This window comes from Anaerococcus sp. Marseille-Q7828 (assembly GCF_949769285.1).
Lineage (GTDB): Bacteria > Bacillota > Clostridia > Tissierellales > Peptoniphilaceae > Anaerococcus.
Genome location: NZ_OX458331.1, coordinates 975617 through 988681, shown reverse-complemented (window position 1 = coordinate 988681; position 13065 = coordinate 975617). Strand labels below are relative to the sequence as shown.

The following is a 13065-nucleotide window of genomic DNA, read 5'->3' as shown; positions in this document are numbered from 1 at the left end:
TACCATCCTAGGCCTTTATTTAATCGACTTTACATAGATTTAACATTTGGATTTGGGCAAAGAAAAAGACTGGAAGATTCCAGTCAAATTATTTTCCTATTTTTTCTTCCCTACCATAATAGAATAGGTATTGTTGGGCATAGCCAGCATTTTCGCCAAAAATATCTCTTGCATAGTTATCAACCAATTTTTTTGGTACTTCATGGCCAATAAATAAGGTCTCCATAACTCTCTTGATCCATACATCAACTGGGAAAGTCTCTCTGCGATGGAAGGTAAAGAGCAAGATGCAATCGGCAACTTTTGGACCAATGCCTGGCATTTCCATTAATTTTTCTTTTAAATCTAAGCTATCAAGGGTCATATCGCGTGCGAAATCTAGGTAACCATCTCTAATCATCTGGCTTGCCTTTACAATTCTCACATCTCTAAAGCCTACCCTAGCGTATTCTCTAAGATCCGCTGGGTCAACTTCTGCTAGGACCTCCGGCCTTGGAAAGGAATAATAGGCGCGGCCCATGTATTCTCCTATGTAGGTCCCATAACGTTCGCTTATAATCCTTACAGCTTTTTTTATCCTTGCTATGCCATTGTTAGCAGAAATGATAAAGGATATTACTGTTTCAAACATCTCCTGGTTTAGGATTCTTATCCCATAGCCATAGTCACTTGCGACTTTTAGGTTTTCATCGTAAGAAAGTTCCTCTTTGATTTTCCCATAGTCAGTCCCCAAATCAAAGTAATCATAAAAGTATTCATAAAAATCTTCTAAAGATACATTTCTGATTAGGACATAATCTTCTTTTTCCCAAAGATTTATTATCATATTCAAAAACACTGCTGTGTAAGATCCATCTTCTTCCTTGTGGAAGTTGAAGGCTTGGCCACATTCAAATATATGGGTGGGATTGAAGGAGTCTTCCCTAAGGATTAGGCCATCAGGAGATTCTACTATATCAAGTTTTCTTTTTTCTTTTGTTTTATAATACATCTATCTAACCCTAACTGCGTGGATTGCAAGTCTTTGGTCTTCGTAGTCGTATTGGCAGGTTGATAGGGTGATGATTTGGTCGTCTTCCTTGAAGGTTGGACTATCAAGTAAGACTTCTGAATTGCTTCTTAGCTGGTTAAAGAAAGGCACCACATCGTCCCTATTAGTAAAGTATAGGGTCCTATATTGGTAGTCAGCTGGTATACCGTAGGCTGAGAAAATCTTATATTCTCTAAGCTCATTTAGGGTTGCCAAGTAGACTGTTTGGTGCTTTTCTGCAAATTCTTGTTTTCTGTATTGGTCAAGTGGAGTAAACATTGATTTGATTTCCAAGTGGTGACCGTAGATTACTGTATTGTCATCATTGAAATCTGGTGTATTGTTCATATCAATGAATATTGAACCAGCAATATCATACTCCTTGTTAAGACCACGTCTGAGATAGAAGTCGTTGTCTGGACCTTGGACTACAGGATAGGAAACATCTGCTCCTGGTATGTCTATAAAGCCTATGATATCGTCATTGTTATATTGTTTTTTCAAGGCATTTATGATTTTTGCATAGTGTTCTTGCTTTTTGGTGTACTCATCTTTGTTGTCGAGATTGACTTCAGTTTCACTTTCTTCAACCCCTGTTTCTTCTTCAACTGATTTTACTATGTCAGATATTTCTTTGTTGTTGTGTGCATTGGTTCTATAGTCTAGGAGCCTTTTGCCTAGGATAGCAATGCAGGCTAGTATTATAAGGATTAGGATAAATCTAATCACGCTCATTATTTTAGATTTCATTTTGCCACCTTTAAAATTTTCTTACTATTAGTATAATATACTATAATGAGCTAATTATGAAAATATAGGAGAAAAAAATGAAAGATTACAAATTATTTGTAGGAACTATTTGTCCTTATTGCAGAAAAGTCGAAAACTTTATGGAAGAAAATAATATCGAAATTGAAATAGTGAATATAGAAGAAGATAGAGAAGCTATGAATGAACTCATAGAAAAAGGTGGCAAAAGACAAGTGCCATGCCTATACCATGATGGAGAATACATGTACGAATCTGATGATATCATCAAATTCTTGGGACAAAATTAACTTATAGGAAAAATATGATTAAATTAATAGCATCCGACATAGATGAAACCCTAGTAGACAAAAATAAAAATGTGCCCCAAAGAAATAGAGAAGCCATAGCCAAGGCCCAGGAAATGGGGATTGTAGTTATGCTAGCAACTGGTCGTGGCCCATACGAACTACACGATATACCAAATCAGGCTGGTGTCATAGACGAAGATAGGTTTATAATTTGCTGTAACGGTGCAATCATAATTAAGGCCCTAGAGAGAGAAATTGTATCATCACTTCCACTAGAATTTAAGTATGCAAAGGCAGTCTTTGATTATTGCAAAGACAATAATTTGCAAGCTTACATCTATACTCTAGATAAGAAATATGCTATAAACCTTGACCCTATTGAAAGAAATCACATATATACCAACGATAGTAAGGTTATAGAAATCAAGGATGGAAATATTGATTTCTTGGAAGATGAGCTGATACTTAAGGCCTTGATAAAAGATACAAATATAGACTTCTTGCACTCACTAGAAGTAGATATAGCAGCTATTACAAATTATGATGTCGAGATTGCCTACTCTTCTGATATGTTTATGGAAATAAATGCCAAGGGTGTGGACAAGGGAATCGCCCTTAAGAAAGTCTGCGACCACTACGGTTTTGACATAAGTGAGACTCTCACAATTGGTGATAACTACAATGACGTTGCCATGTTAGAGGCAGCAGGAACATCAGTTGCTGTTAATAATGCCCATCTTCAAGTTAAAGATGTAGCAACATATGTGACAGATGCGACCAATGAAGAGGGAGCTGTTGGCGAAGCTATAGAAAAATATGTTTTGAATAAATAAGCAAAAGATCCACTCAGATTTGAATGGATCTTTTATGTTGCTTACAATCTTTCGTCAGTTGCTATTACATTTACTCCTGTGTCTAGGAGATTTTCTATAACTACATCTCCTATATGAACTGGAGCTTTGATTTCTGTCTGGTTGATTTTTTCCATACATTCAAAGATAAGTCCTTTTGGGATGGCTGTTTCTGTCTTTACTGGAACACTATAGGCATCATTGCCACTTATTTTAACTGTAGAGCAAACCATTCTCTTTGGATCTTTGATCTCGTCTCTTACATAGATTTCTCCACGTTTACAGTTGTTTCCTTCAATATTTGTAATCTCGTCACCGTCCATGGTTACTACTACTTGGCAACCCAAAGGACAGTTTATACATGTAAATTGCTTTTTCATACTTCCTCCAATTGTATTGTGACTTTCTTAGTATCTGTATCTATATCATCTTTTTTAAGTCTTAATAGTTCCATTTCACCAGGAGCTAATACTCTTTTTTTGCGTTCTATAATGCACTTATCATCAGTATAAACAGCTATTTTTCTAGATGGATATACATTATTTACTCTGAATTTTACTATGATAGAATCGTCCATATTTTCATAGTCTAGGTATTGTGGAAGTGTGTAGGATACTCCATCTCCAGCTACCATTTCTATTATCTTTTCGCTAGTGTGAGTATATTCTCCCTTGATATAATTTGATGCATTTACTGCCGCTTGTTCACTTTCTTCTGATACGAAGTCTACTAAGTCGTGAACGTGGAGTACGTTACCTGCTGCAAATACACCATCTACGCTTGTCATTAGTTTGTCAGATACATAGGCACCCTTTGTCTTTGGGTCAAGCTTGATGTTTGCTTCTTTAGTAAGTTCATTTTCTGGTAATAAGCCTACTGAAAGTAAAACTGTATCACATTCTATGAATTTTTCTGTTCCTTCTATAACTCTTAGGTTCTCATCAACCTTTGATAGGTAAACACCCTCTACCCTGTCAGTTCCCTTTATGCCAGAGATTGTTGTTGAGTAGTAAAGTGGGATGTCATAGTCGTGCAAACATTGAACTATGTTTCTCTTTAGACCACCTGAAAATGGCATAAGTTCTGCTACACATTCTACTTTAGCTCCCTCTAGGGTCATACGACGAGCCATGATAAGGCCTATGTCACCAGATCCTAGGATTACGACTTTCTTGCCTGGCAAATATCCTTCTAGGTTTACTAGTTTTTGAGCTGTACCTGCACTATAAACACCTGCTGGTCTGCTTCCTGGAGTGTTTAGGGCTCCTCTTGGACGTTCCCTACAACCCATAGCTAGGATGATTGCCTTTGGCTTTATTTCAAACATACCACGTTCTTCATTCATTAGAAGTAGTGTTTTGTCTTCGTGCATATCCATTACTATGGTATTAAGCATTATGTCTATGTCACGTTCTCTCGCTTCTTTGATGAATCTATGAGCGTATTCTGGACCTGTAAGTTCTTCCTTAAATCTTTGTAGGCCAAATCCATTGTGGATACATTGGTTTAAGATACCACCTAATTTGTTGTCACGCTCTACAACTAGGATGTTTTTAATTCCCTCATCATATGCTTTTACAGCGGCAGAAAGTCCTGCAGGACCTCCACCAATTATTACTAAATCATAATCGCGCATTTGTTTCTCCTTACTTAACTCTCTTTTCAATGTATGTGGATTTGTTGCCTTTTTTGGTTATTTCTTCTTGATCCACTCCAAGTTCATGGGATAGAATTTCAATAATAGATGGAAGGCAGAATCCACCCTGGCATCTACCTGCTGTTGCACGGCAACGTCTCTTGATGCCATCAACTGTAGTCGCTCCAACTGGTGCATGGATTGCATCTATGATTTCACCTTCTGTGACTTTCTCACATCTACAGATAATCTTTCCGTATTTTGGATTTTTCTTTATAAGTTCGTTGTGTTCTTCGGCAGTCATTTCACTTGTTTTTGGTATAGGATTTCTGCCTGCTTTAAAATCAGGATTTTCTGCTAATTCTAGAGAGTCTTTTACCAAATTTGCCATGTATTTACCTATGGCTGGTGCTGATGTAAGGCCTGGAGATTCGATACCTACGCAGTCAAAGAATCCTTTCTTAGTCTCTTGTAAGATGAAGTCTCCGCTAGTTTCGTGGGCTCTGTTACCAGAAAATGATGTGATTACTTGGCGTACTGGAACGTTATCTACTGTATCATTTACCTTATCTATTACTTCTTCTATAGCTTTTCTTGTTGTAACTAGGTCAGCCTTATCATCTACAAAGTCAGATGTTGGACCTATGAGGGTGTTTTCATCTATGGTAGGTGATACTAAGATTCCCTTACCTTTTTCTGTTGGCAAGTTGAATAGTACGTGGTTTACGTATCCTGCTGTAGCCTTATCTAGGAGTAAATATTCTCCACGACGAGCTCTGATTTCAAATTTGTTATCAGCCATAACCATATCATGGATAGCATCTGAGTATAGACCAGCTGCATTTACAACAGCCTTTGTTTCTATTTCTTCCCCGTCTTTAGTTTTTAATATGTAATGGTCATCAACTTCTTTTATTTCGACTATTTCTGCATTTAATTTGTATTCTACACCATTTAGATTTGAACCTTCTGCGTAGGCTACATTCATCAAAAACGGATCTACTATACCAGCTTCTTTGCTGTATAAAGCTGCATATACGTCTTTTTCTACGTGAGGTTCCATCTTTAGAATTTCCTCATTGTAGATTATTTCCATGCCTGAAACTCCATTTTCTATACCTTGGTCATATAGCTTTTGTAGTTTTGGGAAATCTTCTTCTCTGTGGCATAGAACTAGAGTTCCTATTTGCTTATATGGGAAAGATAATTCATCTGCTATCTCTCTCATCATGTGGTTGCCTTCTACATTCATTTTTGCCTTCATACTGCCTGGTTCTGCATCGTAACCACCGTGGCAGATGGCAGAGTTTGCTTTACTTGTTTCTTCGCAAACATCAGCGTGTTTTTCTACTACTAGAAAGTCACCCTTAAATTTGGATAAATTGTAGGCTAAAGATGTTCCTGTTACACCTGCACCAATTATTACTACATCTCTCATATTTTCTCCTTATATGTAATAAAAAAGGACCATAGCTGGCCCTTTTTAGTCAAAGAGCACCCATAAAATTTAGTAGCTCTTTCTCAATTTATATTTACTTTAAATCTTTTGCCCAGTCAACTGATCTTGAAATTGCCTTTTGCCAGTTGTAGTCTTTTTTGTCTCTTTCTTCTTTTGAAATTTGAGGTGTGAATTCACGGTCAACTAGACGGTTTTTGATGATTTCATCTTGGTTTTGGAAGTAACCTACTGCAAGGCCTGCAAGGTATGCTGCTCCAAGTGCTGTTGTCTCTAGTGTTTTTGGTCTTTCTACCTTTGTTTGGATCATATCAGCTTGGAATTGCATCAAGAAGTTGTTTGCACTTGCTCCACCGTCAACTTTAAGTTCGTGAAGCTCAGTACCAGAGTCAATTGACATTGCTGCAAGAACGTCATTTGTTAGATATGCTAGTGATTCTAGTGTTGCTCTTACAATGTGATATTTGCTTGTACCACGGGTAATTCCTACTATTGTTCCACGTGCGTATGGATCCCAGTATGGAGCACCTAGACCTGTAAATGCTGGTACTACGTAGCAACCGTCTGTATCGTCAACTTTTGTTGCCATATATTCTGTATCATCAGAAGCATCTACGATTCTTAGTTCATCTCTTAACCATTGGATAGCAGAACCTGCAACAAAGATTGAACCTTCTAGAGCGTAGTTTACTTTTCCTTCTTCAAGACCCCAAGCTATAGTTGTAAGTAGACCGTTTTGAGATTCTACTGCTTCTTCGCCTGTGTTCATTAGTAAGAAAGCACCTGTTCCGTAAGTGTTTTTTGCATCTCCAGGGTTGAAGCAAGTTTGTCCAAACAATGCACATTGTTGGTCTCCTGCCATACCTGCTATTTTTATTGGTGCGCCAAATAATTTTTCGTTAGTTTCGCCATAAACACAAGATGATGGTTTTACTTCTGGTAGCATGCATTTTGGAATATTGAGCATCTCGCAAAGTTCATCATCCCATTTTAGTTCCTTTATGTTATAAAGCATAGTTCTTGAAGCGTTTGTATAGTCTGTAACATGAACTTTACCACGAGTTAAGTTATATACCAACCAAGTATCAACTGTACCAAACAATAGTTCGCCATTTTCAGCTCTTTGTTGACCATTTTCAATGTGGTCTAGAATCCATCTGATCTTTGTAGCTGAGAAGTATGGGTCAACTACAAGACCAGTTTTTTCTTTGATCATCTTGCCATAACCATCTTTTACAAGTTGGTCAGCCATATCTGCTGTACGACGACATTGCCAAACGATTGCATTGTAAACAGGTTCGCCTGTTTCTTTATCCCAAACTATGGTAGTTTCACGTTGGTTGGTAATACCGATTGCAGCTATTTCAGATGGATCGATATTTTTCTTTGCTATAGCTTCTGTACAAACTCCAAGTTGAGTTGACCAAATTTCTGTAGCATCGTGTTCTACCCAGCCTGGCTTTGGAAAGTGTTGGGTAAATTCTTTTTGTGCAACAGATATGATTTCACCTTGTTTGTTAAAAATAATCGCTCTATTGCTTGTTGTTCCTGCGTCTAAGGCCATAATGTACTTACTCATAATAAATTCCTCCTTACATTTGCCAAACACTATAATTTGATGATGAGATTGCAATAGCATCTGAGTTTAAGGCTGCCATAACTTCTTCTTTGGTAGTTATAAGACCCCCTGCAACTACTGGTATATTGGTTCTTTTTTTGATGTCTTTTATTAGGTTAGGCATTATGCCAGGTAGCATTTCGATTACATCGCAGTTTGCATCCTTTATGGTTTGTTTCATATTTTCATATCCCATGGAGTCAAACACAAAAAATCTTAGGACTGTGAAAAGTCCCATCTTTCTTGCATAAGAAGCATTTGATGGCTTGGTAGTGATTATGCCATCAGCCTTGGTATATTTCTTTATAAAACTTGCCGCATAATAAGAACTTGACAATCCTTCAATGAGGTCTTCATGAACGATTACAGTTTTATTTTTGCACTTTAACTTTTCTACTATTATGGGAATAGTATCGATATTGCCATAAAGGACAAAAACAACAGTGTTTTCGTTTTCCAAACACTTCTCCAAGTCTCTGTTGTTTTTTACTGCCATGATGACAGGATTGCTATATAGTTGTTCAAAAACGTTAGAAGTGTTCATAATACCCCCAATAAAAGACAAAACGAGCCTGTAATTTCATTATCAGCTCGTTCTCATCACTTATATTATTATACTTAAACTTTATCACAAATTATAAAGTTTTGCAAATCTTTTCCTTGATTTTTTTAAAAATCTTGTTTCCCCTCTCTAACCCCCTCGGCTTTAAATACTTTTGGTATGGTTTTAAGGATAATCTTAAGGTCATTTATAAAGGTAATATCATTGGCATATATAGCATCGGTTTGGGCCTTGGTGGCTGGGTCTAGATTATCTCTACCTGATATTTGAGATAGACCAGTAATGCCTGGCTTGGCCCCAGCCGAACCATTTGCTTCTCTTAGATCTAAGAGTTCTCTTTCCTTTAAGATAACAGGCCTTGGGCCTACAAAACTCATATCGCCTTTTACAATATTTATTAGCTGTGGAAGTTCATCTAGAGAGGTTTTTCTTAGAAATTTGCCCAGAGGAGTAATAAAGGAATCCGGGTTCTCTAGCTCCCATGTCGATGCATTTTTTGGAGCATCCATGCTCATAGACCTGAATTTGTAGCACATAAATGGCTTATTATCTACTCCTGCCCTTTCTTGCTTAAAGAAAATCGTACCCTTGGGCTCTTCAATTTTAGATACTATTGCTATTATTAAAAATACTGGGCTTAGAATTATGAGCAAAAGAAAGCTTAGCACAAAGTCCAGTATTTTTTTTATATAATTTTTGTACAAGCTATCCTCCTAAGACTCAATATATTATAAAATATTTTAGTCAATAAATAAATCCAATTCTTCCTCAGTTAATTCTCTGTATGAGCCTTCTTCTAAGTGTGGATCTAGGCTAAGGTCTCCAATCGCAGTTCTCTTTAGAGAGATGACTTCATTGCCAAGTTTTGAAAATAATCTTTTTACAAGGTGAAATTTACCTTCTGTTACCTTGACTATTGCCTTTTTATCAGCAATTATCTCAAGTTTGGCAGGTCTTGCAATATATGCTTCTTCCTTTATTTCCACACCCTCTTGAAATTTCTCTATGAAAGATTCATCTATATCATCTCTTGTTTCAACAAGGTAAGTTTTTTCTATATTTGAGTTTGGACTGGTTACCTTGTGGACGAATTTGCCATCTGTAGAGATTAGCAAAAGTCCTCTTGTGCCCTTATCCAGACGACCTGCTATTGATAGGTCAAGATTTTGGTAAAATGGGTCTAGTAAATCTATGACAGTTGGATCTTCATCAATTGTTGCAGACAAATAGCCAGACGGCTTATTCATCATTATATAAATATTTTCGAAATAATCTACATATTCACCCATGTAAAAAACTTCATCGACATTTGGATCAACTTGGGTAGATGTGTCTTTTACCACTTCACCATTTATTACTAAGGCACCTTTTTTTGCATTTCTCTTGATATTTCTCCTGGTATCAAGATTAGCATTTCCTATCATCTTATCTACTCTCATTTATTTCCCCTATCTATGACATTTTCTACAGCTTGATTTAGCTCACTGAATGATTGGTAAAAATTTTCCAAGTACCTTTCACCATTTTTGCTGATGTAATAATACTTGCGTCTAGGTCCAATCTCTGATTTTTTGTATGATGCTAGAATATACCCCTTTTTGGTCATTCTTTGTAGGATTGGATAGACTGTTCCCTCAGTCATGGTATAAAAACCACTTCTCTTGAGTTCTTCTACTATTTCGTAGCCGTATGTTTCATTATTTTTTATGATGTGGAGGATTACACCCTCGATTACACCCTTTAACATTTGAGATTCAATCATATTATCACCTAACTATATTGTATTGCACAGTAGATCAATTTCTATGGCAGTAATATTTCATAGGGCAATACTTACATTCTACCCTCTTATCAGTTTTTTTATAAATATTTTCTTCGAAAATTTTTTTTGCTATTTGGTCAATTTTTTCTATAGAAAAGTCTTCTTGGCTAACTTCTATGACTTGGTCTTTTTCTATGAAATATAGGTAGAGCTTTTTTGGATAATGCCCATTAATTTCGCAAAGATACTTATAGGTTATCAGCTGGTTTTTGTATTTTTCTAAAGTCTCTTGATCATATGAGCCAGTTTTAAGATCCATTATAGACCCATCAGCTAAGATAAGGTCGATATTTCCCTGGAGTATATAAAAATCTCTATCAACCTTGTAATTGACCTCGCTTAAGCTTAGGTCGAAGTTTTGCTTGCGGAAATTATCAATAGCTTTTTTATAAGCATTGTTTGTAGCTAAAATCTCATTTAACTTTTCTTCATCTACAACATCATGAAGTCCTACATATTCAGCTAGGGCATGAATATTCGTTCCTAGGATTAGACTTTTGGATTTTGGAAGTTTGTAATTTAATTTCCTTATAAACTTATACTTTAGTGGACAAGATTCATAAACTTCTATGTCTGTAGTAAAGGATAGGATTGGTTTTGGGATTTCTATATCGATTTTTTGAAAATCTATAGTCGATAGCTTGGAAGCATTGTCTAAGCTATTTGCAAAGTCTACTAGTCTTTGGTCCCTAGAATTATCCAAGATTACCAAAAGATTCTTTGCCCTAGTAAAGGCAGTGTAATATTTTCTATAAAAATCCTTCTCAGCCGAATCCTTATCTACCCTCGCATAGTCATATTTTTCTAATAATTTCTTACTATTTTCTCTTGGGTAATCATTTAAGCCCGATACAAATACTGTATCAAATTCCAAGCCCTTGGCATTGTGAATGGTCATAAAATTGATTGCATCGTAGTCAGGAGTGCTATCATCAAATTCTTTTATAGAATTTTTTTTGAAAAAATAATACAGGTAGCCGTGGATGAATTCTAGACCAGAAGCATCTTCAAAAATATCTTCGTAGTCGGAAACTATTTTGGTAAATTTGCCTATATTTCTCATAGCCCTATCGCTATTGATTTGTCCTAGCTTTTTGTCCAAAATATCAGCAAAAATCGGCAAAGAAAAAGCCTTATATACTATCTCGCTTATAGAATTTGGATTATTATTTCTAAAATACCCTATAAATTCGCCCATTTCTACTGACTTAAAAGACTGATCGTCAAATAAATTTGCCAAGTAGGACCTAAAAAAATACTTTTGTTTATCCTCATAGCTAAGATAGTCATTATAGGCTAAATTGGACGGATATGATGAATATATACTGGCAAGTATATAAACTAGGATTTGGATTTCTCTCCTATAGAAATACTTGCTAGAAGACCAATTTATAACTTTGATCCCCGCATCTTTAAAAAATGCTTCCAATTCCTTTGGATAGGCAGAATTTAGGGTTGGAAATAAGAAAGCTATTTGCCCAAGATTTATCTTCCCGTTTAAAAGCTTTATTATTTTTAGCAAATTTTCTTTGTTATTTGCCCTTGCCCTTACAAGTGAGTTGGGATTCTTCACTTGATCTATAGCTTTTAGTTGCTTTGACCTATTTACCCCAAAGTAATTATTTAGCCACTTTTGGCTAGTGTCTATGATGGCTTGGTTTGATCTGTAGTTTATATCTAGTTTGTAGATACTTGCAGATTTACCAAGCTTATCCTTGCAAACCTGGTCAAATTCTAATAGATTTTTAGGATCCGCTCCCCTAAAGCTATAAAGCGACTGGTCATCATCACCAAAAACCATAAGGTTCTTATCCTTTAATAGCTTAAAGGCGATTTCTTGTTGAATAAGATTTGTATCTTGGTATTCGTCAATTATTACAAAATCTATTGAATTTCTAATCTCTTGGCCTATGACCTCATCTGATAATAAGTCGTAAAACTTTTTTAAAATCATCTGGAAATTCATTAATTTCATTGACTTTAGTAAGTTAAGATGGGTCATATAGATTTTATAGGAAAGCCTATCTATCGGGTCTTTTGAAGTCCTTAGCCTATCCAAGTCAATAAGATTGTTGATAATGGATTCAAAAGTTTCCTGGATTTTATAAACTTCTCCATATCTGATATACTCATCAAAATCTTCAATTTCCTTAAAGATACCAAGGTTTTTTTCTAGTATATAGCCTTCCATATCCTGGTCTATGACCATTGATGGGAAAAAATCATCATCAAGTTTTTTATATTTTTCTATAAAAATATTGGCTAGGGAATGGAAGTTGCCAATTTTTAAGTCATCGAGGTCAGTTTTTATTCCCTCTTTTTTGAACTCACTAAGAATCCTAACGTTAAGCTCAGCTGCAGCCTTTTTTGTAAAAGTTGTAATCAATATTCTATTTGGTGCAAGGCCGTTGTTTTTTACAAGGTTTGTGACTTTTTTTACTATGGTAAAGGTCTTGCCTGTACCAGGTCCAGCTATGACTGCAGCAGGATAATCGCTAGCAGATATAACTTTTTTCTGCTTATCATTTATCATAATATCAGCTCATAGGCGACTCTTGGCATAGGAATTCCATTATCATTGACATATATAATGCCCATGTATGAAAATCCCATCTTTTCTATGAGTCCTCTCATCCTAAAATTATCCTCATGGGTGTCAATTTCTATTGCATCCCTATTTTCTCCTCTTGCAAAATCGATTATTTGACCGAAAAATTTAGTCGCAATCCCCTGCTTACCAAAATCGCTATCTATGCAAAAGGTATGAACTGTTATAGAATTTTCCCCCTTCATCATATTTCTTACACTAGAGTAAGTAGGTTCATAGTCTTCTGATAGATATGCATAAGCTATTACTTGACCATCCTTTTCGTAGACATAGGCCCTATTTCGTGAGATTTGACGAGCTAATAGTCCTCTATCAGGGCTACCTTTTTGCCATTGGTCAACGCCATCATTCTTAAGTGAAGCTTTTGCTTTTTCTACTATATTATATATTTTATCTAAATCGTTAAATGTTGCTATCCTCATAA

Annotated in this window: 14 protein-coding genes; 2 read left to right on the top strand and 12 right to left on the bottom strand. The window is 35.9% G+C overall.

Annotation, left to right across the window (positions count from 1 at the left end; genetic code table 11):
* Positions 1-88: 88 nt before the first annotated feature.
* Positions 89-991: a DNA glycosylase gene (locus QNH69_RS04800; protein WP_282929439.1), complete on the bottom strand. Its 903-nt coding sequence runs from the start codon at positions 989-991 to the stop codon at positions 89-91.
* Complete coding sequence (gene srtB, locus QNH69_RS04795) at positions 992-1780, bottom strand: class B sortase (protein WP_282929438.1); 789 nt, start codon at positions 1778-1780, stop codon at positions 992-994.
* Between the two features lie 77 nt (positions 1781-1857).
* Here srtB and QNH69_RS04790 point away from each other — a divergent pair, with 77 nt between their 5' ends.
* Together QNH69_RS04790 and QNH69_RS04785 are read left to right on the top strand one after the other, a co-directional pair.
* Complete coding sequence (locus QNH69_RS04790) at positions 1858-2088, top strand: glutathione S-transferase N-terminal domain-containing protein (RefSeq protein WP_282929437.1); 231 nt, start codon at positions 1858-1860, stop codon at positions 2086-2088.
* Positions 2089-2102: 14 nt separating this feature from the next.
* Positions 2103-2921 carry a Cof-type HAD-IIB family hydrolase gene (locus QNH69_RS04785; RefSeq protein ID WP_282929436.1) on the top strand — a complete coding sequence of 273 codons (819 nt, stop codon included), beginning with the start codon at positions 2103-2105 and terminating at the stop codon, positions 2919-2921.
* A 41-nt stretch (positions 2922-2962) separates the two neighbouring features.
* Here QNH69_RS04785 and QNH69_RS04780 read toward each other — a convergent pair whose 3' ends face one another.
* The 10 genes from QNH69_RS04780 to QNH69_RS04735 form a co-directional block, all read right to left on the bottom strand.
* A complete protein-coding gene (locus QNH69_RS04780; protein ID WP_282929435.1) occupies positions 2963-3319 on the bottom strand; it encodes a DUF1667 domain-containing protein in 357 nt (118 codons plus the stop codon).
* Entirely contained in the window at positions 3316-4575 is a 1260-nt protein-coding gene (locus tag QNH69_RS04775; RefSeq protein ID WP_282929434.1) for an NAD(P)/FAD-dependent oxidoreductase, read from the bottom strand. The genes QNH69_RS04780 and QNH69_RS04775 overlap by 4 nt, the downstream gene beginning before the upstream one ends.
* A gap of 10 nt (positions 4576-4585) precedes the next feature.
* Positions 4586-6013, bottom strand: coding sequence for an NAD(P)/FAD-dependent oxidoreductase (locus tag QNH69_RS04770; RefSeq protein WP_282929433.1), 1428 nt, complete (start codon positions 6011-6013; stop codon positions 4586-4588).
* 94 nt (positions 6014-6107) lie between these two features.
* Positions 6108-7610 (bottom strand): glycerol kinase GlpK, encoded by a 1503-nt coding sequence (gene glpK, locus QNH69_RS04765; RefSeq protein ID WP_044566766.1) that lies wholly within the window; start codon positions 7608-7610, stop codon positions 6108-6110.
* A gap of 13 nt (positions 7611-7623) precedes the next feature.
* Entirely contained in the window at positions 7624-8193 is a 570-nt protein-coding gene (locus QNH69_RS04760) for a glycerol-3-phosphate responsive antiterminator (protein ID WP_282929432.1), read from the bottom strand.
* A gap of 125 nt (positions 8194-8318) precedes the next feature.
* Positions 8319-8915, bottom strand: a complete 597-nt coding sequence (locus QNH69_RS04755) for a sugar transferase (RefSeq protein WP_282929431.1) — start codon at positions 8913-8915, stop codon at positions 8319-8321.
* A gap of 36 nt (positions 8916-8951) precedes the next feature.
* The gene (locus QNH69_RS04750; RefSeq protein WP_282929430.1) at positions 8952-9650 is read right to left on the bottom strand and encodes a pseudouridine synthase; all 699 of its coding nucleotides are present in this window, start codon (positions 9648-9650) and stop codon (positions 8952-8954) included.
* The gene (locus QNH69_RS04745) at positions 9647-9973 is read right to left on the bottom strand and encodes a PadR family transcriptional regulator (protein ID WP_195890896.1); all 327 of its coding nucleotides are present in this window, start codon (positions 9971-9973) and stop codon (positions 9647-9649) included. The genes QNH69_RS04750 and QNH69_RS04745 overlap by 4 nt, the downstream gene beginning before the upstream one ends.
* A gap of 34 nt (positions 9974-10007) precedes the next feature.
* On the bottom strand, positions 10008-12566 hold the full coding sequence (locus QNH69_RS04740; protein ID WP_282929429.1) for an ATP-dependent DNA helicase: 2559 nt from the start codon (positions 12564-12566) through the stop codon (positions 10008-10010).
* Positions 12563-13063 (bottom strand): GNAT family N-acetyltransferase, encoded by a 501-nt coding sequence (locus tag QNH69_RS04735; protein ID WP_282929428.1) that lies wholly within the window; start codon positions 13061-13063, stop codon positions 12563-12565. Before QNH69_RS04735 ends, QNH69_RS04740 begins: the two co-directional genes overlap by 4 nt.
* Between the last annotated feature and the right edge of the window lie 2 nt (positions 13064-13065).